Raw genomic sequence first — 19,788 nt, forward strand, 5'->3', positions numbered from 1 at the left:
GACGTGCACACACCCAAGAAGACGCAGCCAGCACAGGGACAAAAGAAGAGGTCAACAACCCCGAAACCCCGCCGCACAGGTTAAAGATCAAGCTATGGCTTGTCCCGTAAATGACCTATGACTGGTACGGACGTAGTGGTGATCAATCCAACCGCTCGCCTGTCGGGCGAACTTGAGGGGTACAGCCGGGCGATGCCGAGCATGGCGTAGTGAACGCCATCCCCCTCGAGGCGGAAGTCACGGAGGATCTTCCAGGCCTTCATTCGGGCTAAAGCTCGTCACAGAATGAGCCGTTCGCAACCGGCCCGGTTCCCCAGCCTCGTCCTTCTCTTCCAGGTCCGGCAACCTACCCATCGCCGAGCGCCAGCCGCTTGGATAGGCTCCGCGGGAGCCCTTCCGAGGAGGTGTCATGGCGAAGGTCACCATCAGCCTGGACAGCGATCTGGCCATCGAGGTCATGCTGCTGGCTGGTACCAGGAGCCCGCAGGACGCTGTCGAGTTGATCGTGCGGGACTACCTGGAACGGGGTCACCGCACCGAGGCTCGTACTGGTAACGCCGCCGACCAGGATCGCCTCGCCGACCGGCGGTCAGCGCCGGAAGAGGGCCGATGAGCACTTGAGGTGAGATCGGCGTGTCGACTGGTGGTTGAAAGGCCTTCTGGGCAGGGTCCGGCTGGTGTCTACCGATCTTGTCTCCGACGACCCGTGGGAGCGAATAGCTCCACCCCTGCCAGAGCGGCCGGCGTCGATGACGGCCTGGTGGTTCGTGGAGTACCGGTGATTCTTGGACTGCTCAGCGATGACGAGGTCGCGGGTGGGCACCGGGGTGCCGTCCGCAATGAGCATGGTGTCCCTACGGAACCGCCTGCGGGGCCATAGGGCAAGTGCGGGACCAAGGGTGGCCGCGCGCATGGTCGCCCGCCGCCGGGACTCGTGGCCCGAACATGCCCCGGTACTGCGATCAACTACGGGCTCTCCCCCAGCGACCACCCTGATCGGCATCACGGGCGGGCGTAACGCACGCCGCTCTCCCGGGGCGGTTGGGTCTCGCAGTTCAGCCCTCCCGCTCAACGGGAGCCGCTATGGCGCCACGGCGGTGCCGCCGGTGGAAGGACCACCCCCGGCACGATTCGAGACGGCTCGTTACGGGCGCAGGCCCAGCAGAGCCCGCCTGGCCGGCCTTGTCGCTTCTCAGGGTCATTCGGTTCTCCTGGAGAGCCGCCCAGGAAAGCGGTGAAGGGCAGGGAAGCCGCGCGCGCTGGACAACTGCCGGAGGAGCCATGGGGGACGTGCGGAGGCCCGGCATCGACCACACGACAGATTCGAAGGCTGTTCCTACAACGATGGAAATCGGAGCCAGGACGATGACAGCACAGCCGTGATGTCATGTCCACCCTCCGGAGCCCACGTCTTTCCAGGACGCTTCAGACCCCTCCCAAGACGATTCGCACCATCGAAAAGCCCTTATGGCCTGCGCATTTGTGACGGACGAGGCGCCCAGCCGACCCGCTGGCGTCAGTCTCAGAGACCCATTTCCCGCCGCACGCACGTGACTTACGCATCTGCCACCCAAGTCGTCCTCCTCGAAGACCGTCTGATCCCTTGACAGCTTTCACGACCGTCATCCACTGTGCTTCTACATCGTTGTACGAACCCGTCAGGCCAGGTCGCCCCCAAGTCCGTCCGGTCGGTTCCCTCTTCGCTCTTCAGCCGGAGCTCCGTGTGCCCAGACTTTTTCGACGAAGATGTGATCGGCCAGAACGTCGCCGCCGGCCGGGCCGTCGCCGACATCGAGACCAACCCCCGCTTCGGGCCCCTCGCCTTCCAGTCCCTGCAGGACTTCTACGGCACCACCGGCGTCCAGCCCAAGGTCATCATCAAGGACGGTCACTTCACGTCCGACAACGCCGAGCAGGCCCTGTCCCAGGGCCTGGTGCACTGACCGAGCCGCCAGGTCCGGCGGGCCGCGGGCCCACACCCCGCGGCCCCCGGACCCGCCGCACCGGCTGCCGCCCCGCACCCCGCCCCCGGCAGCCCCCTTCGAGGAGGCAGACGTGGTCCAGCAGGACCCGCACCCCGACGCCCACCCCAGCCCCGTCCTGGAGGTCAACTTCGTCCCAAGCTGACGGACCGACACCAGCCCATCCAGGCACGGGCCGATCATCGGTCGCGCCTTCGTCCCGCTCCCACCCACGCCTGACGCGAGCGAACGGCAGAACCACACCTCCGCGCGACTTCACGGCCCCCCGCGACTCCTCGTACCAACCGCCTCATGCCCCTGCACTGTTCCGCACGACCGCTGGACGCGGTCCTTGACCAGGAGGGACACCCCCGTGGAACGCCGCACGTTCCTGACCAGATCCATGACTGCCGCCGGTGCCGTCGCACTGACCGGCACCGCCGCGCCCGCGCAGGCCTCGTCGTCCCCGGGGCCGGTCGCCCCGGCTGCCGGCTCCCTCCCCCACTACACGGCCAACCGCGCCCCCCTGCAGCGAGAGGCGTTCCTGCGGCTGCCGCCCGGCAGCATCACCCCGAAGGGCTGGCTGCGTGCCCAACTGGACCTGCAGCTCGACGGTCTGAACGGGCGCATGCCCGAGATCTCCGACTACCTGGACGACAAGACCAGCGGGTGGGCCGTTCCGGAGCGGGAGGGATGGGAGGAACTCCCCTACTGGCTAAGGGGGTTCGGCGACCTGGGCTACGTCACCCAGGACAGCCGTACCCTCGAACTCACCCGCACCTGGATCGACCGCATCCTCGCCACCCGACAGCCCGACGGCTTCTTCGGCCCCGTCGGCCTGCGCACCTCACTCGACGGCGGACCGGACTTCTGGCCCTACATGCCGGTCCTGGATGCGCTGCGCACCTGGCAGGAGTACAGCGGCGACGATCGCGTCGTACCGGCTCTGACCGACTGGCTGAAGTACCTCCACGCCCAGCCCGGCACGCTCTTCGGGCGGGGCTGGGGCTCGGCCCGCGTCGGAGACACCATCGACACCGCCTACTGGCTCTACAACCGCACCGGCGACGACTGGCTGCTGGACCTGGTCCGCACGATGCACACCCACAGTGCCGACTACACACACACGATCCCGACCTGGCACAACGTCAACCTCGCCCAAGGCTTCCGGGAGCCCGCCCAGTACGGCGTCCTCGCCGGCGACCCCTCCTTCCTCGCGGCCACCCACCGCGTCTACGACACCGTCATGGGCGGCTACGGGCAGTTCCCCGGCGGTGGCTTCGCCGCGGACGAGAACGCACGCCCCGGCTGCCACGACCCCCGCCAGGGCTTCGAGACGTGCGGCATCGTCGAGTACATGCACAGCCACCAGATACTCACCCGTATCACCGGTGACACCCTGTGGGCCGACCGCTGCGAGGACCTGGCCCTCAACATGCTGCCCGCCGCCTTCGACCCGCGACAGAAGGGCACCCACTACGTGACAGCGGCCAACAGCGTCCAACTGGACAACGTTGCCAAGTCACACGGCCAGTTCAACAACTCCTTCGCCATGCAGGCGTACATGCCCGGCATCCACCAGTACCGGTGCTGTCCCCACAACTACGGGATGGGGTGGCCGTACTACGCCGAGGAGATGTGGCTCGCGAGCATCGACGGCGGTCTGTGCGCCTCCCTGTACGCCGAGTCCTCCGTACGTGCCAAGGTGGGTGACGGCACCACGGTCTCCGTCACCGAGCGCACGGACTACCCCTTCGACGACACCGTCACCCTGACGGTGTCCACTCCGCGAGCCGTCGACTTCCCGCTCTACCTGCGGGTTCCAGGATGGTGCGAGGAGCCCTCGGTCCGGCTGGGCGGGCGTCCCGTGCCCGTCCGGCGCAGCGGCGGCCACCTCGTGCTCGACCGCCGGTGGCACGACCGCGACCAAGTGGTCCTGCGGTTGCCGATGCGCACGACGGTGCGCACCTGGAGCGGCAACGAGGATTCCGTCTCGGTCTACCACGGCCCTGTCAACTACTCCCTGCGCATCGACGAGGAGTGGCAGCAGTCCGGCGGCAGCAGCACTTGGCCGGAGTACGAGGTGCGCCCCGCCTCGCCGTGGAACTACGCGCTGGAACTGGACCGACAGAATCCTGCCCGATCCTTCACCGTGGAACGCACTCGCGCTCGCGCCGCCAACCCCTTCACCCATTCCGGCACTCCGGTGTCCATGCGGGCCAAGGGCCGGCGCCTGACCGGCTGGGTGAGCGACGACCAGGACGTCGTGGCACCGTTGCAGCAGAGCCCGGCCCACACCAGGGAGCCGGTCGAACAGCTCACGCTGGTCCCGGCGGCCGCCGCGCGGCTGCGCATCACGTCCTTCCCGGTCGCCTCCGCCTCCGGCAGGGCACTGGAGTGGGCGGCGGTCACCGCCTCCTTCAGCGGCGTCGACAGTCCTCAGGCACTGCTCATGAACTCCGTCGCCGAGCCGTCGAGTTCCTACGACCAGACGATTCCGCGCTTCACATGGTGGGGCCACACCGGGAGCGAGGAGTGGGTCCGGTACAGCTATGCCGAGCCCGTCCGCGTCAACGCGGTGTCGGTGTACTGGTACGACGACACCGGCCACGGTGCCTGTCGCATCCCCGAGTCCTGGCGGCTGGAGTACCTCTCCACGGACGGCCAGTGGCACCCCGTGGACGGCGCCCCCGACTACGGCGTCGCCACGGACCGGTTCAACCAGGTCTCCTTCCCCGCCGTCTCGACCACGGCGCTGCGCATCACAGCGCGGCTCCGCACCGGGTTCTCCGGCGGCCTGCTGGCCTGGCGCACCGAGCCGGACGGCCCGCGCGCCTGACAGCCGGCAGAACCCGAAGGGCAGCCACCGACGCCGTGAACGGACGGCGGGCGTGCCGAATGCATCACTGCAACGCAACCCCAATGAAAGGTGAGGACCCCCTTGAGTCCCGGAAGACACCGCATGACCCTCCTGCGCAGACTGGCGGCCGTGGCTCCGCTGCTGCTCGGCGGCGCACTTCTCGCGCCGGCCTCCCTCGCCCACGCCGAACCGACGAGCGAGGCCGCTTCCACCGTCACCCCGCAGGGGCTGCGCAGCGACTGCTACCTCAGCTCCGACAGCACGTCGCTGGACTTCGCCACCTACGGCAGCACCGGGGTGCAGTCCTCCCTCAGCGTCAAGGACCTGCTCCCTACGCTGCGCGACTGCGCCGGGTCCACCCTGAACGACGCCGTGCACTGGACGGGCATGCTGGACGTGCCCACCAGCGGTTCGTACACGTTCTACATCAAGGGCGACAACGGCTTCCGCATGTCGCTCGACGGTACGAGCGTCATCAACCACTGGACCACCGACTGGGACGTCCAGACCACCTCGCAGCCGATCACGCTGACGGCCGGAATGCACCAGCTGTCCTTCGACTACAACCAGGGCAACGGCGGCGCCTACATCCAGACCGAGTGGTCGGGCCCGGGCATCGCCCGGCAGCCCGTCCCCGACTCCGCCCTGCACGAGCCGGCCGGCTTCGCGCCCCTCGACCTGCACAGCATCGTGGACTCCACGGGCCGAAAGGCCGTCGTACAGCTGCCCGCCGCGGTGGACTCCGTGCCGGCGGACGTGACGAAGCACCTGTCGGTGATCGCCGGTGGCCACCGCTGGACCCCGACCGTGACCACCGACCCGGCCGATCACTCCAAGCTGGTCTTCACCGCGGCGGCGTCGGACACCCCGGCGGCCATGAAGTCCCAGGTGCGCATCAGCTACGACGGACAGGGCGGCCTGAACACCGCCACCGGCCCGCTGGACGTGTTCTCCAGCGTTGCCCAGAACAACTCCACCTGGTACTTCGCCACCAAGTGGGCCAAGGACGTCTCGCCGTCCAACGCCTTGCCCGACTACCCGCGTCCGCAGCAGACGCGCAAGCAGTGGGCCAACCTCAACGGAACCTGGCAGTTCCAGGGAACTACACAGGACGCCGCGCTGCCGACGAGCAGACTGAGCGGGAAGATCCTCGTCCCGTACCCGATGGAGGCGCCGCTGTCCGGCGTCGCCGAGCACCACGACTGGTCGCTGTACCAGCGTACGTTCAAGGTGCCGGCCGGCTGGCGGGTCGGCTCGGCCAACCGTCTCCACCTGAACTTCGGCGCGGTGGACTACGAGGCCTGGGTCTACGTCAACGGCAAGCAGGTGGCCCACCACACCGGCGGCTACCAGGCGTTCACGGCGGACATCACGGACGCCGTCACGGGCAAGGGCGACCAGACCGTCCTGCTGAAGGTCAAGGACACCACCGACTCCTCGCAGCAGGCGACCGGCAAGCAGTCGCGCGACCCGAGCGGCATCTGGTACACCCCCACCTCGGGTATCTGGCAGACGGTCTGGATGGAGCCGGTTCCCGAGGAGAGCGTCGACTCCCTTGTCCTCACCCCTGACCTCAAGGACGACTCCCTGTCGGTCACCGTGCGCCCCAGGGCCGGAACGAACGCCTCGGCCCGCGTGACCGCCACCGCGTTCGACGGCGACGAGCGGGTCGGTTCCGTCACCGGCGCCGCGGGCGTCCCCCTGCGGCTGCACATTCCGCACCCCAAGCTGTGGAGCCCGGACCACCCGTTCCTCTACAACCTGAAGGTCACCCTGGCCGACGGTCGCTCGCACGACAGCGTGGGCTCCTACTTCGGCATGCGATCGATATCCGTCGCCAAGGTCGGCGGGGTGAACAAGATCGAACTCAACGGCAAGCCCACCTTCCTCCTCGCCACTCTCGACCAGGGCTTCTGGCCCGACGGCATCTACACGGCCCCGACGGACGCCGCGCTGAAGTCGGACCTGCAGCTGCACAAGCAGCTGGGCTTCAACGCCGTGCGCAAGCACATCAAGGTGGAGCCGGCCCGCTGGTACTACTGGGCCGACAGGCTCGGGCTGATGGTCTGGCAGGACATGCCCAGCCGCAACACCGGCTCCGCCAGTGCCGCGAGCAACGCGGAGTTCGACAAGGAGGTCCACGAGATCGTGGACCAGCACATCAGCAGCCCCTCCGTGATCATGTGGACCATGATGAACGAGGGCTGGGGCGAGCAGAGCAAGCAGTCCACCGGTGAGCTCGCCGACGCGGTGAAGAGGCAGGATCCCTCGCGCCTGGTCGATGCGCACTCGGGAGTCAACTGCTGTGCCTCCAAGGGCGATTCCGGCCGCGGTGACGTCATCGACTACCACCTCTACCACGGCCCGGCGAACCCCGCGCCCGACGCCACTCGCGCAGCCGTCGACGGAGAGCACGGCGGCTACTCGCTGACGATCCCCGGGCACATCGCCGGCGTCGCGGGCGGACAGGACTACGGTGGCGGCCCCGCCGACATCGCCGAGATGACCAAGACGTACGTGGACAACACGAGCCAGCTCCTCGCGAACGCGTCCACCACGCTTTCCGGCTCGGTCTTCACCCAGATCAGCGACGTCGAGGGTGAGCTGAACGGTCTGGTGACCTACGACCGGGCGGTCCTGAAGGTCGACCCCGACCAGGTCAGGGAGATCAACCGCAAGGTCATCGCGGCCGGCGCCGCAGCCGGCGACACCACTCACTGACGGCAAGCCTGGTACCACCAGTACCGCGCAACCTCGGCTCTCTCAGGCCCGGCCACCCCGGACCTGAGAGGGCCGCCGCCTGCACCGCGATCACCCGACAGCACGGGACGATGAACCTCGGCCGGCCTGGGGGACGGCACCGACCTGCGCGCCAAAACCCAGGCAGCCCCAATGCCTAGGGTGAGTCGGCTGATGGAGTCGGTCATCTCGAACTCCACCGGCAACGCGCCGAGTCAGTGGTCATCAGCGGGCTGTTCTGCGTTGCAGGGCTCGAAATCGATGTAGTCGAGCGGGTCCTCGTCGCGACGTCCCAGTGAGGGCAGGCCCTCGGTGGCGAACCGGCCGCGCAGCCACTCCAGCAGGGTGTCGGTGAGACCGGTGCCCAGCGGTGGGCCCTGGTCGGCATGGCGCGGTAGGACGATCAGTGGCCACTCCTCCGGCGTGGCGCCTTCGGTCAGCCAGCAGAGTTGGTCGCCGTCGACGGAGTCGGCGAAGGAAAGGAATCCCCCGGTCTCGGGGTAGACAGCCAGGGGATAATTTTCCGGGAACTTGGCTCGCCTCCCCCGGTAGGTGTCCGCGTACCACTCGGCCCAGGGTGCGAGCGCGTACGGGTCCTCGCCGAGTGGACTCTTGAAGCGCAGCCAGCCGACCCAGGAGCCGGCTCCGTACCGCTCCATCAGTCGCACGTACTCGTCGGGCAGCCGTGTACCCAGCCGTCCGTACAACCAGTCCCAGTCGTGCTCACCAAGCGCGGGCGCCTTGGGCGGTGGCACGAGTACGGTCGGCGCCTCCAGCCCGCCGCCTGTGGTGAGCGCCGCCCGCTGCCGAGCGGTCGGCTCCGGTCGCCGAGGCGGTGGTGTCCACGGGGTGCGCTCCAGTTCTGTTTGCATACCACTTCGCGCGGCCACCGGGCGCATGCCGTCGGCCACGAACTGGGCCAGCGTCGGCACGAGCGGGGTCGCGAAGCGCCGCCAGGGGTCGCGACCCGCGTTCTCGTCGTCCTGACAGCGCATGACGACCGGCCATTGGTCGGGGTTGTCGGACGCTGTGGTGTCCCAGTAGAGGGTGTCGGCGGTACGGGTGGCGCCGAAGGGAAGGACGCCAGGGGCGTCACGCCGAGCCTGCTGCACCCAGGCCCCGTAGTCGAACCACCCGCGGTTGACGCATGGCATGTGGAGCCAGAGCCACCCGCCGATGTCGAGGGGGCCGTACGCAGCGGTGACGGCCTTGTAGTCAGCGGGCAGACTCATCCCCGACCGGGTCTCGACCGCTGCCCAGTCGACAGGCACGGCGAAGTCGGCCGGCGGTTCGCCGAAGATCTCGGCGAAGGCGTTGACGTGTGGGTCTGCAGCATTCACGGGTCTCTAGACCTTTGCCGCGAGCGAACGGTTGCGCTCGGACGACGGCCCCGGCTCAGCAAGCACGGAGGTAGCTTTTCCCAACCTGCACTGCAGGCTGGCGGTCGAGCTGCCTGGTGGGACAGCTCCCTCTGCCAACAGTCTCGCTTCAGCGCCGTCGAACCGCAGCACCCGCCCTCCGCTGTCGCGAGATTCGCCTCAGGACCCGGGTTGACCCTCGACCTGGTGCAGGGCCCAGAGTGCTGGGTGTGGAGAACGACATGCACAGCATTGGCGAGATGGCCCGCGACAGTGGCCTGGGCGTGAGCGCCCTGCGGTTCTACGACCGTGCCGGTGTGCTGGTCCCGGCCTGGGTGGATCCGGTGAGCGGATACCGGTGGTACGAACCCCAACAGCTCGAAGAGGCCCGGCTGCTGGCCCGCTTGCGTCGGGCGGGAATGCCACTGCCGGACATCAGGCTGGTGCTGGCCAGCTGGTCCGGCGCGGACACCGATCTGGTCCGAAAACTGCTCAAGGCGCACCTGTGCCGTCTCGAACAGGGACTGTCCGATGCCCGCAGCCAGTTCTCCGCACTCCGAGCACAACTCGATCACCGGGAGAACGCCATGACTTCGCTCCGCACCGCCACCGTCCGGGTGCCCAGCGCCGCACCCGAGTTGGCAGCCGCGCTGGACGCGGTCCGTTTCGCCGCGAGTACCGACCCCGAACTGCCGATGCTCGGCGGGGTCCTGTTCGACATCGAGGGCGAGAGACTCCACCTCGTGGCCACTGACCGGTACCGAATGGCTGTCGCGCAGACCGGGATCGCCGGGCACGACGGGAGCCGCGTGCAGGTCATCGTGCCCACCCCGCTCGCCGACGCGATGCGGGCGCTGTTGGACAGCGAGGGACCCGTGCGGCTGTCCGTCGACGGTGACCGCGTGACGCTGGAGGTGGGGGACGGGCAGGCAGCCGGCCGGTGCCTCGACCACGACTTCCCCGACTACCGTCGCCTCCTCCCCCAGGCCGCAGGGCGCCGCGCCGTCGTCGAGGTGGCGGCCTTTCGCAAGGCCCTGGAGACCGGCCCTGTCCGTTCCGGAGAGGCCGGAGCGCCCGCCCTCAGCGTGCTCAGGGTAGAGGATGACGGCACGGCGACCCTTTGCCCAGACGGTGACGCAGACCCGAACCGCGTCGCCGTCAACCGTGAGTTCCTGCTGGACGCGCTGGCCGCCGGGTCCCGGGACCGACTGATCCTCGAGCTCGACACGCCCACCGTGCCGATCGCTATCCGCCGGCCCGACGACCAGGGCACCTTCTCGATCCTGATGCCGGTCCGCCTGGAGGACTGACGCTCCACCCCCCTGATCCGGCCCGCCCAGACCGATCGGACGCAGCCGGCTCAGGGGGGTGCTGGCGAACCATCGATGGAGACGGACGCGCAGGCGAACACCGAAGTTCACAGACGATCTCCCCCGTTTCCGGTGCCGTTCGCGCGCCCACCGCAGGAGGCATGGACACTGTGCACTGCACACCAGGCCGCGTGCGCAACCTTGCGCTCCCCCTGCCGTACCCGCCCGTCGGGCTTTGGGCCGGCGAGCACCACACACCCCGCGTACACGACGCCCACCAGCACCCGGCTACGGCGCCCCAGCAGCACGGCGGCCGACCGCGCCCCGGCCTCCCGGTCCTGGCAGGCGTAGATCACGTCCGTACCCACGGCCCAGCAGATCAGCGCCCCGTACAGCACACCGCCCCCGAGCCCGAGCCCTCCGGCGAGCAGGCCGTACACCAAGGGCAGCGTCCAGTGGATGGTGATCCCCAGCCACACATGCGGCCAGTGGGTGACCCGCTTCATGGAGGGATACACCGCCGCGAGGGGCGCCCCGGCCGCCGCCCACAGCACGGCCTCCATGCTCCAGAACCCCATCACCAGCGGAGCGAGGGCCCCCACGACGACGCACAGCACCAGTGCCCGACCGGCCGACAGCCGCCCGGAGGCGACCGGCCGCCCCGCCGTGCGCGGTACCTGCGCGTCGAACCGCGCGTCCAGCACATCGTTGAGCCCGCAGGCCGCCCCTCTCGACAGCACCGAGTACACCGGGAGCAGCAGCGCAAGCAGGCCCCCGTCCCGGGGCCCGGCGATCGCTCCCAGGGCGATCCATCCGGGCACCACCAGCAGCCAGGCCCCCACCGGCCGGTCCAGCCGCAGCAACTCCAGACAGGGCCGCACCCCGACGGGGGCCCGCCCCACCAACCGGGCGCCGCGCCCATGGGCGGGGACTTGAGTCGAGACTTGGGCCGGGGCTGGTAAGGCGACGGTCATACCGATTCATGTCCCTTTCCAGGGAGGTTGCACGCCGATCGGTCCAACGCAGCTCCGGTCAGGTCGAGTTACCTGTCCCTCAGGGGCCGTCCCCGCGTGCTCATGGGCAAGGGGAATGGCCCATAAGTGCAGGCCGGGTGGTGCCCGCGATCAGTTCCGTGGTCGTCACGACCCGTGCGAGGCCTCCGCCGTGCAGGAATACGTCCGACGCCCGCACCAGGTCCATGGCTGTTACAGGTCCCTGACACTTTTCCATGAACGCCCCTCCTACGAAGGCACGTCCTACGGGCCGTACGAAGCACCCGTCACGGTGAGCACCGGTGCGATAGCCCGGTGTCGGCAGAAGGGGAACCATGACCGTCACGCTGAACCGCGCCGTCCATCGCACCGACGCCGCCAACGCCTTTTCGCCGCCAACCATCTCTCCCTGCATCCCGGCTACTACAGCCTCGAGGCCTTCGTAAATCCCATCGGCCTGCGCTGACAAACCCAGCTTTCCCACACTCCGCACTTGCTCTTCATGTCCGCCTCGAACGGCTCGCAGAGGGCGTGCAGATCGCCCGATCTCCTGCCCCATGCCGCCCAACCACGACGACAGGACCAACTCAGGTGAATTCCATGCCTAATTCAGACTCCGTCGAGACCATCGACGACATCCGCCGTCGCTACTTCCCCGTACGGCTCCCGGGCGCGAGCAGCGGAGTCGGCCGGTGCGTCGACGAAGCGACGTTCCGGGAGGCGGTCGGCCAGATCTACGCGTCCGTCTTCCCCGATCGCGACGCCTACCCGTACCACCCCAAGTCCCAGGAACTGGCCGGGGAATACCAGAAGCTCCACCAGGAACGGATCCTGATCGAGGACGCGGACGGCAAGCTGATGGGGTGGCTGAAGGGCCGAATGGCGGACCCCGACACCTTCTATCTCGGCACGAGCGGAATGCTGCCCGAATACCGCGCGCAGCGCATCGCCGCCCTCTGCTACGTCAAGCTGCTCGAATACCTGCGGGCGCTCGGATACGAGCGTGTGACCTCCGAACATCACCCGAGCAACCGCACCGCGATGATCTTCCAGCTCAAGCACGGATTCAGCATCGAGGGTATGAGCCTGGAAGAGCGCTGGGGGCCGATGGTCAAGATGGTGCGCTTCTTCGACGAGGAACGCCAGGCCGAGTTCGACCGGCGCTTCGGCTTCGAGCAGTACCCGAAAGGCATCTGACCGCGCTCATTTGTCCTCGCGTCACACATCTCGCCCCGACCCGATGAGGAAGCGTGCACATCACCTACCTGCTCGCCACCAGCAGCAACACGCTCTACGACGGAAAGTACAGTCACCGCGGGCGCTACCACACATACGGCCAGCAAAGCTTCGTGTTGGACCTGATAGGGACGATGAGCAGAGCAGGTCACTCCGTACGGCTCACCGTCGACGATCTCTCCAGGTTCGCCCTGACCTCGACATTCCAGACCATGGACTCCGTCACCGTGACGGAGGAGATCGACCCCTCGGAGAAGACCGATCTGATCCTGGTCGACGATGTACCTGACGAGATGCTGATGCGATTAGACGAGCACATACCGGCGTTCAGGATCGTCCATCACGCGGGTCGCCGCTCGTCCGACTACCTCGTCTCGCGCTGCGAGCGTTTTCTGTGCATGACGGAGAACGCGCTGTCGCTGCAAAGGAGGTACCTTCCCCACGACCGGGCGGTCCTCGTACACCAGGGCGTGGACCTGCAACGCTTCCCCGCCATCCTCAGCAAGAGCCGCCACCGGCGACCGCGGGTGCTCCTCTACTGCCGGCTGGACTCGGGGCGCGAGGCCCTCCTCGGCCAGATCATCGACAGCATCGACCGCGAAGAGGTCCTCGTCTACGTGGCGGGCGAAGGCCCCGGGTTCTGGGAGACCAGCGATCGCTTCGGCAGCGAGATCGTCCTCATCAACCACGTGCCGTGCCAGTCGATACCCCACTTGCTCAGCGAGATGGACGTGGTCATCTCGCTCGGCCGCGGTGCGATGGAGGCCATGGCGACCGGGATACCGACCCTCTGCGCGGGCTACCGCTATGCCGGCCCCATCACGGCGGACAACATCGCCTCCCTCATGCGGTACAACCTCACCGGCGTCGGCAGCGACCGAGACCCGTCACTCGTCATGGCGGACATCCGCGAGGCCCTCGACAGTGACCGGCACGGCGTGCGGGCCCTGGCGGAGGCGCGGCTGTCGGCCGGCTCCTTCGTGGAGAGCGTGTCCGACCTGTACACACAGCTCTCCGGATGACGGACACCACAACGGGCGTGCTGGCGTCGGCTTGATCTCTCCCAAGTCGACGCCAGCATGTGGCTCGTGATGCTGGGCTGGCACACGTGTCGGCCCAGCCACCCGTGAGCCTCTTCGCCAGCCTGCTTTCCTCTCGCCGACTGCGTCGCCGTCGCCGCGTTGCGCTGAGCCGTGCGTTGATGCCGTTGCCGGCAGCAGCGTGCTCGTTGTGGTGCCGAGCGTGATCAGCGGGCGGGTCCGACAGCAGCGTCAGGAGGTCCGCGAATGTCAGGGCCGCCTACACGGTGTGGCGCTTGACCTCAGCAGCGATGATGTCCAGCGCCTCGGTGATGCGGTCGAGGTGGGTGCGGTGGGAGACCACGCAGATGCGCAGCGTGTAGCGGCCGTCGACGGCTGTGCTGGAGAGCACGATGCGGCGGTGGCCGTTGATTCGCTCCAGCAGACGGCGACTGGCCTCGTCGGCCCGCTCGGCGGCGACCCGGCTGCTGTCGGAGGGACGAACCCGGAAGATCACGGTGGACAGGTCCGGACGTAGCGGAACCTCCAGCTCCGCGACGCCGGACAGCACGTCGTGGACGTGGTCGGCCAGGTCGAGCTTCTCGTCCAGGGCCGCGCGGAAGGCGTCCACACCATGCAGGTGCAGGGGAAGCCAGGCCCGCAGACCGCGGATCTCGTGGGTCAACTCGGGGCCGAGGCGAACAGAATCAGGAACGCTCCCCGCCGTACCCATGTCCTGGAGATAGCTACCCGTACCGTCGTGCGCGGCATGCAGAGCGGTGATGTCACGGACGACCAGGGCTCCGGTGCCGAACGGCAGGAACAGGGTCTTGTGCGGGTCGAGGGTGATCGAGTCGGCTTCCTCCAGACCGGCGAGGCGTTCCTGACCGCGCGCGGTGAGGCGGAAGAAGCCTCCGTAGGCCGCGTCGACGTGGAACCACATGTCCTCGCGGCGAGCGAGACCGGCCAGCTGCGGCAGCGGGTCGATGGTGCCGGTGTCGGTGGTCCCGGCGGTGGCTACCAGCAGGAACGGCCGCAGCCCGGCATCCCGGTCCGCGCGGATCATCGCCGCGGCGACGCCGGGGTCCATCCGCAGGTCCCGTGTGTGTGGCACGGTGCGTATGTGGGCGGCGCGTATGCCGGCGAGCCGGGCGGCCTTGGCGACGGAGTGGTGGGCGAAGGCGGTGGTGTAGACGGTGCCGTCGGCGAGATCCTCGCCGAGCCTGTCATGGCGGGCGGCGACCGTCGCTGAGAAGGTGGCCATCGAGCCGCCGCTGGTGAACAGGCCGCCGCCGCCCTCCGGGAGTCCGCACACATCGCGGGCCATCCAGCGGATCACGCTCTCCTCCAGCGCGGCGAAGGCGGGGGCGACCGAAGCCAGGCCGCCGTAACGGTTGACAGCACGGTTGTAGAACTCGGCGAGCGCGGCCGAGTACAGGCCGCTGCCCGGGATGTACGCCAGGTGGCCGGGCCCTGCCGTCTCCAGGGCGCAGTCGGCGGCCTCGTCCAGGCGCGTGAGCAGAGTCTTCAGGTCGCCGCCCCTGGCCGGTGGTGGCGTCAGGAAGGACGCCACCAGTTCGGTCTCGGCCTGCCGGGTCAGAGGACTGGTCGCGGGGCGGGCGGCGAGCTCTTCGGTGCGGTCCACGACCCGGCCCAGGACGAGATGGCCCATCTCGGTCATCGGCCCGGTTCGTGACGCCCGCAGCACCTTCTGCATCCGCACCGTCATCGACCGCGGCCCCCTCCCCCTCAACTCCTGGCGCGCCCCGCATCCGTGACCGGACGACACGGCTCAACCTGCCTGCGAAACACCGCTGGCTACCCTCGCCATCCCGGCGTGCTGACCGCTCAACGTCGCGAGCGCGCCCGCATCCGCGGCGAGAGGGGGCATCCACTGGGGCGGTCGCCCCCTCTCCACCGCGCCCTGGCGCCCCGGCGAACCTGTGCGGTCAGAGCACCTAGAGTTGCGAAGCCCCTCCGTCGACAGGGAACTCCGTTCCCGTCGAGAAGGTCGCATCGAACGCCAAGTACGCCACTGCGGCGGCCACTTCCTCGGACGTTCCCAGCCGCTGCATCGGGTTGGTGCTCCGGTAGGTGTCCTTCGTCGCCTCGACGACGTCGGCGGGCAGCGAGGAGCGGTCCAGGATGCCCGTGTCGATCGGGCCGGGGCTCACGGCATTGACGCGCACCTTGCGCGGAAGTAGCTCGCGGGCCAGGGTGCGCGTCATCGACCGCAGGGCTGCTTTGCTCGCCGAGTAGACACTGAGCGCGTCGATGCCCCGGACGTTCACCACCGACGTGGTGAGGACCACGCCGCTTCCTTCGCGCAGCAGCGGCGCCAACGCCTGCACTGTGAAGTACGGGCCCTTGGCGTTGATGCCGAACAGCTCGTCGTACATCTCCTCCGTCGTCGAGTCGAACGGCGCGGACGCAGTGACACCGGCGTTGACGAACAGCGCGTCCACAGCGCCGAACCGCTCCTGGACCGTGCCGGCCAGCGCCTTGATGTCCTTCAGGGACGCGGCGTCGCTACGGACGGCGATCGCCTTGTTCCCCAACTGCTCCAGCGCGGCGTCCAGGGTGGACCTGGTGCGGCCGGTGATCAGTACGTGCGCCCCACCGTCCGCGAACAACCGGGCCGCAGCCAGGCCGATACCGCTGCTTCCGCCCGTGATCACGATCTTCTTGCCGTCATAAGTGGTCATGCCCTCCAGCCAAATATGCACCCGCACACCCTGTCCAAGACCTGTTTCGTATGCCGTCATGTCCCAGGCGTATGGCGGCGCGCAACGTACCCTGGGCGAATGGACGTTGATCTGCGGCTCGTGCGCTATTTCACGGTCGTGGCGGAGTACGGCAACTTCGGCCGGGCCGCCACCCAGCTGCACCTGGCGCAGCCGTCGCTGAGCCGCCAGATCCAGCGACTGGAAGCTCAGCTCGGTGTCCGGCTTCTCGACCGTTCGCCGCAGGGCAGCAGCCTCACCGACGCCGGTCAGGCCTTCCTTCCCAGGGCCCGGATGCTGCTCCAAGAGGCCGAGCAAGCCGCTCACATGGCCAGAGCCGCCGTCCAGCCCCGTACCATCACCGTCGGCTACGCCGAAGGACTGGTCATCACCGCCTGTGTGCAGGAACTGCGCCGCCGGCACCCCGACGGCCAGGTCCGCACCCGGCACCTTGACTGGCGGGACACGCACGCCCTCGCCGAGGGGCGGCTCGACGCCCTCGTCGCGTACAGACCCCTGCCCTGGCCCACGGACGGCTTCCGGGTGACCAAGCTCCATGAGGAGTCGCGGGTACTCGTCACGTCGGCGAGTCATCATCTGGCGAACGAGAAACCCGTCAGCCTGCGGGCTCTGTCGGACGAGGAACTGATGGCCTGCGTCAGCACTCCGGTTGTCTGGAGCACCCCCAAGCCGGTCGGCGACCGCCCGGCACCACCCCCGCCCTCAATCGACGACAGCTACGAGGACAAGCTGGAACTCATCGCCACCGGCCACTGTGTCGCGATCTTCCCTGCCGGCGATCGACGCGCTGCTGTGCGCGAGGACATCGCCCTGGTGCCCGTCATCGACATCGATCCCTGCGAAGTCGTGCTCGTCACACGCGCTGACGACCCCAACCCGCTGCTCGGATCACTGGAAGACGTCGCACGTACATTGCTCGGTCTTACTCGGTCCGTCAGCCGTACATCGCCACCCGGTACGGACGCGCGAGCGCGCCACTGAGTGGGAAGGGGGTGGGGCTTACGGCCGCCCTCGCCGTCACTCGTCTGCGCCATCTCTGATCCGCCGCTGTACGGCCCGTACACGAGATCGAGTGACTGCCTGCCTGGCTCCCTGCCGGGAGCCGAACAAGGTCCACCCTGCGGACACGCCGGAAAAGCCCTGGTCCGGTTGGGGACGGCCGCCGTGCCCACACGGGGGACCCGTCGTACAGCCGCGGCCCGAAGGCGGCAGTCGCGAGCCTCGTCGGCTTGGCCACGCCCTCACTCGCGTGTTAGTCCACCTGCGGGACGTGGCTGCGTCGATCACCGGGCGAGACGGATTCCGGTGTTTCGATCGGGTCAGGAGGCATATGACATGGCTGACGACCGACAGCAGGACTCCCGATCCCCCCTCACGACCTCCCGGCGCCGGCTGCTGGCCACGGCCGCCCTCGCGCCCGTTCTCAGCGCCGTGCCGGCCCGGGCCAGCGCCCTGTCCGCCCCGCGGGAGGGCCACGCCCTGGTCGAACCGGTGATGACCAAGCTCGCGGACTGGGCAGCCGTGGGCGCAGCACTCGGCCGGCCAGGTGACATGAGGCGATTCATGTACCACACGGCCTTTCCACGCCGGGACCTCAAAGTCTGCTCCCGAGGCGTGCTGATCGATCCCGCGCTCGCCCTGGGCACGCACGTGTCCTTCGTCCGCTACGCGGACGGCAGCACGCTCCTGATGGGCGACGTCGTGATCACCGAAGGCGAACTGCAGCACTTCTGCGACGACCTGCAGAAGCACGACATCATGCTGTCCGCCATTCACAAACACCTGCTCGCCCACGAGCCGGCCGTCTGGTGGGTACACGTGCACGCACACGGCCACGACCCGGTCGCCGTTGCTCGCGGCCTGCACACCGCGTTCGAACGCACCGGCACCCCGCCCGCCGAGCCCGCCACTTCCTCGCCACCCGTCGACCTGGACACCGCCGCCATCGACGCCGCGATGGGCGTCAAGGGCACCACCGATGGCGTGATCTACAAGAGCACCTATGTCCGTCGCGAGACCGTCGCCGACGGCCATCTGGTGCTGCCTCCAGGCCTGGGCTCCACCACCTCCGTCAACTTCCAGCCGCTCGGCGGCGGAAGGGCTGCCCTCAGCGGCGACCTCGTCATGATCGCCAGTGAGGTCCAGCCCGTCCTCACGGCTTTGCGGCGCGGCGGCATCGACCTCGTCGAACTGCACCACCACAACCTCGATGACGACCCACGCCTGTTCTTCGTCCACTACTGGGCCGTCGGCAACGCGGTCAGGCTGGCCGGAGCCGTTCGGAAGGCCGTGGACACCACCAACGTCGTACCCATGCCCGGAGGAGTCGGCTAGTGACTGCGGACAACGAGACACCCACCTGCCCGTTCGACTACAGCAGAGCCCTGGATTTCGATCCCACGCTCCAGTCCTTGATGCAGCGCGGTTCGCCCGCGCGCATCCGGCTTCCCTACGGCGACGCCGAAGCCTGGCTGATCACGGGTTTCGACGCCGTCAAGCAGGTGGTCACCGACCAGCGGTTCAGCAGGGCGGGCATCATCGGCCAGGACTACCCCCGGATGACGCCGGAGCCCATCGTCTCACCAGAGTCGATCAACGTGATGGACCCGCCGCACAGCACTCGCGTCCGTCACCTGGCCTCGCAGGCCTTCACGCAGCAACAGGTCGACGGTATGCGGCACCGGATCGTCCAGCTCGCGGACCGTCTGCTGGACGACATGGAGAAGCAAGGACCGCCGGCCGACGTGGTCGAGCACCTGTCGGACAAACTCCCCCAACATGCGGTCCTGGACCTCCTCGGTATCGAACGGGAGGAGTGGCCCTGGATCGAGAATGCCGTGCACCAACTGCTTGTCGTCGGTGCGGGGAACAAAGAGGCCGCCACGAAGGCCAAGGCCGATCTGCTGCGGTACTTCGCCGAATTGGTCGAACAGCGCCGGAAGTCACCTGGCCCGGACCTCATCAGCGCGATGGCCGCGGCGCAGGAAGGCGACGAACAGCTCGACGACAGGGAACTGGCGGTCATGACCCTGACGTTGGCGCTCAGCGGTCAGGACACGGCAACCTGCCAGATCAGCAATATCACGTATCTGCTCCTGACCCGTCCCGTGCTGTTGCAGCACCTCAGGAGCCGGCCCGAGACCCTGACCGACGTTTTGCACGAGATGCTCCGCTGCATCCCGTTCCGCAAGGGTGTCGGTATCCCCCGGGTGGCCCTTGAGGACGTGGAACTTGACGGCGCGCGGATTCGGGCGGGCGACTTCGTTCACGTGTCGTACCTGACCGCCAACCGCGACCCGGAGCGCTACCCGGACCCGAACGTCATCGACCTCGACCGTCCCAGCGCCCCGCACATGACCTTCGGCTGGGGCGGACACCGATGCATCGCGATGCCTTTGGCCATGGCAGAGCTCGAAGTGGCCATCGGCAGGCTGGTGGAGAGATTCCCCCGTCTGAGGCTCGCGGTGGCGCCGGAGGACGTGCGGTGGGACACGAAGACCATCAGGAGGTTCCCACTCGAGTTGCCAGTGGCTTGGTAGACGCCTCGTAGCGCAACAGCCCCGCACGCC

Annotated in this window: 14 protein-coding genes and 2 pseudogenes; 10 read left to right on the plus strand and 6 right to left on the minus strand. The window is 68.3% G+C overall.

From position 1 onward, the window contains the following. Positions 1 to 92: 92 nt before the first annotated feature. Positions 93 to 269: pseudogene (locus tag ACZ7FF_RS17570) on the minus strand (IS5/IS1182 family transposase); the annotation flags it as partial. 140 nt (positions 270 to 409) lie between these two features. Here ACZ7FF_RS17570 and ACZ7FF_RS17575 point away from each other — a divergent pair. Then, positions 410 to 613, plus strand: a complete 204-nt coding sequence (locus ACZ7FF_RS17575) for a hypothetical protein (protein WP_470813098.1) — start codon at positions 410 to 412, stop codon at positions 611 to 613. Between the two features lie 129 nt (positions 614 to 742). Here the strand turns inward: ACZ7FF_RS17575 and ACZ7FF_RS17580 are convergent. Further along, positions 743 to 898, minus strand: a pseudogene (locus ACZ7FF_RS17580) (IS5/IS1182 family transposase); the annotation flags it as partial. Between the two features lie 850 nt (positions 899 to 1,748). On the opposite strand from ACZ7FF_RS17580, the gene ACZ7FF_RS17585 reads away from it, so the two are divergent. From ACZ7FF_RS17585 to ACZ7FF_RS17595, 3 genes are all read left to right on the plus strand, one after another. Beyond that, positions 1,749 to 1,943 carry a hypothetical protein gene (locus tag ACZ7FF_RS17585; RefSeq protein ID WP_470813099.1) on the plus strand — a complete coding sequence of 65 codons (195 nt, stop codon included), beginning with the start codon at positions 1,749 to 1,751 and terminating at the stop codon, positions 1,941 to 1,943. Between the two features lie 391 nt (positions 1,944 to 2,334). Continuing rightward, positions 2,335 to 4,800, plus strand: a complete 2,466-nt coding sequence (locus tag ACZ7FF_RS17590) for a beta-L-arabinofuranosidase domain-containing protein (protein WP_470813100.1) — start codon at positions 2,335 to 2,337, stop codon at positions 4,798 to 4,800. Positions 4,801 to 4,902: 102 nt separating this feature from the next. Next, entirely contained in the window at positions 4,903 to 7,542 is a 2,640-nt protein-coding gene (locus ACZ7FF_RS17595) for a PA14 domain-containing protein (protein ID WP_470813101.1), read from the plus strand. 233 nt (positions 7,543 to 7,775) lie between these two features. On the opposite strand, the gene ACZ7FF_RS17600 is transcribed toward ACZ7FF_RS17595, so the two are convergent. Continuing rightward, complete coding sequence (locus tag ACZ7FF_RS17600; RefSeq protein WP_470813102.1) at positions 7,776 to 8,900, minus strand: SMI1/KNR4 family protein; 1,125 nt, start codon at positions 8,898 to 8,900, stop codon at positions 7,776 to 7,778. A 260-nt stretch (positions 8,901 to 9,160) separates the two neighbouring features. Between ACZ7FF_RS17600 and ACZ7FF_RS17605 the strand changes: the two genes are divergently transcribed. After that, complete coding sequence (locus ACZ7FF_RS17605) at positions 9,161 to 10,228, plus strand: DNA polymerase III subunit beta family protein (protein ID WP_470813103.1); 1,068 nt, start codon at positions 9,161 to 9,163, stop codon at positions 10,226 to 10,228. 107 nt (positions 10,229 to 10,335) lie between these two features. Here ACZ7FF_RS17605 and ACZ7FF_RS17610 read toward each other — a convergent pair whose 3' ends face one another. Next, positions 10,336 to 11,130: a 4-hydroxybenzoate octaprenyltransferase gene (locus tag ACZ7FF_RS17610; protein WP_470813104.1), complete on the minus strand. Its 795-nt coding sequence runs from the start codon at positions 11,128 to 11,130 to the stop codon at positions 10,336 to 10,338. Positions 11,131 to 11,820: 690 nt separating this feature from the next. Here ACZ7FF_RS17610 and ACZ7FF_RS17615 point away from each other — a divergent pair. Both ACZ7FF_RS17615 and ACZ7FF_RS17620 read left to right on the plus strand, forming a co-directional pair. Next, complete coding sequence (locus ACZ7FF_RS17615) at positions 11,821 to 12,417, plus strand: GNAT family N-acetyltransferase (protein WP_470813105.1); 597 nt, start codon at positions 11,821 to 11,823, stop codon at positions 12,415 to 12,417. A gap of 53 nt (positions 12,418 to 12,470) precedes the next feature. Next, positions 12,471 to 13,478 (plus strand): glycosyltransferase family protein, encoded by a 1,008-nt coding sequence (locus tag ACZ7FF_RS17620; protein WP_470813106.1) that lies wholly within the window; start codon positions 12,471 to 12,473, stop codon positions 13,476 to 13,478. 277 nt (positions 13,479 to 13,755) lie between these two features. Here ACZ7FF_RS17620 and ACZ7FF_RS17625 read toward each other — a convergent pair whose 3' ends face one another. Beyond that, positions 13,756 to 15,204 (minus strand): pyridoxal phosphate-dependent decarboxylase family protein, encoded by a 1,449-nt coding sequence (locus tag ACZ7FF_RS17625; RefSeq protein WP_470813107.1) that lies wholly within the window; start codon positions 15,202 to 15,204, stop codon positions 13,756 to 13,758. 229 nt (positions 15,205 to 15,433) lie between these two features. Next, the gene (locus ACZ7FF_RS17630) at positions 15,434 to 16,180 is read right to left on the minus strand and encodes an SDR family oxidoreductase (protein WP_470813108.1); all 747 of its coding nucleotides are present in this window, start codon (positions 16,178 to 16,180) and stop codon (positions 15,434 to 15,436) included. A 99-nt stretch (positions 16,181 to 16,279) separates the two neighbouring features. Here ACZ7FF_RS17630 and ACZ7FF_RS17635 point away from each other — a divergent pair, with 99 nt between their 5' ends. From ACZ7FF_RS17635 to ACZ7FF_RS17645, 3 genes are all read left to right on the plus strand, one after another. Further along, complete coding sequence (locus tag ACZ7FF_RS17635) at positions 16,280 to 17,200, plus strand: LysR family transcriptional regulator (RefSeq protein ID WP_470813109.1); 921 nt, start codon at positions 16,280 to 16,282, stop codon at positions 17,198 to 17,200. Between the two features lie 354 nt (positions 17,201 to 17,554). Then, on the plus strand, positions 17,555 to 18,553 hold the full coding sequence (locus ACZ7FF_RS17640; protein WP_470813110.1) for a DUF1259 domain-containing protein: 999 nt from the start codon (positions 17,555 to 17,557) through the stop codon (positions 18,551 to 18,553). Then, entirely contained in the window at positions 18,553 to 19,758 is a 1,206-nt protein-coding gene (locus tag ACZ7FF_RS17645; protein WP_470813111.1) for a cytochrome P450, read from the plus strand. Before ACZ7FF_RS17640 ends, ACZ7FF_RS17645 begins: the two co-directional genes overlap by 1 nt. The last annotated feature ends 30 nt before the right edge of the window (positions 19,759 to 19,788 follow it).

It is taken from the genome of Streptomyces sp. NPDC037126 (genome assembly GCF_055605965.1).

Bases quoted from the DNA above. Each gene is read 5' to 3' on its own strand.
- ACZ7FF_RS17575 (WP_470813098.1), top strand. From the start codon at position 410: ATGGCGAAGGTCACCATCAGCCTGGACAGCGATCTGGCCATCGAGGTC.
- ACZ7FF_RS17605 (WP_470813103.1), top strand. From the start codon at position 9,161: ATGCACAGCATTGGCGAGATGGCCCGCGACAGTGGCCTGGGCGTGAGC.
- ACZ7FF_RS17615 (WP_470813105.1), top strand. From the start codon at position 11,821: ATGCCTAATTCAGACTCCGTCGAGACCATCGACGACATCCGCCGTCGC.
- ACZ7FF_RS17625 (WP_470813107.1), bottom strand. From the start codon at position 15,204: ATGACGGTGCGGATGCAGAAGGTGCTGCGGGCGTCACGAACCGGGCCG.
- ACZ7FF_RS17630 (WP_470813108.1), bottom strand. From the start codon at position 16,180: ATGACCACTTATGACGGCAAGAAGATCGTGATCACGGGCGGAAGCAGC.
- ACZ7FF_RS17635 (WP_470813109.1), top strand. From the start codon at position 16,280: ATGGACGTTGATCTGCGGCTCGTGCGCTATTTCACGGTCGTGGCGGAG.
- ACZ7FF_RS17640 (WP_470813110.1), top strand. From the start codon at position 17,555: ATGGCTGACGACCGACAGCAGGACTCCCGATCCCCCCTCACGACCTCC.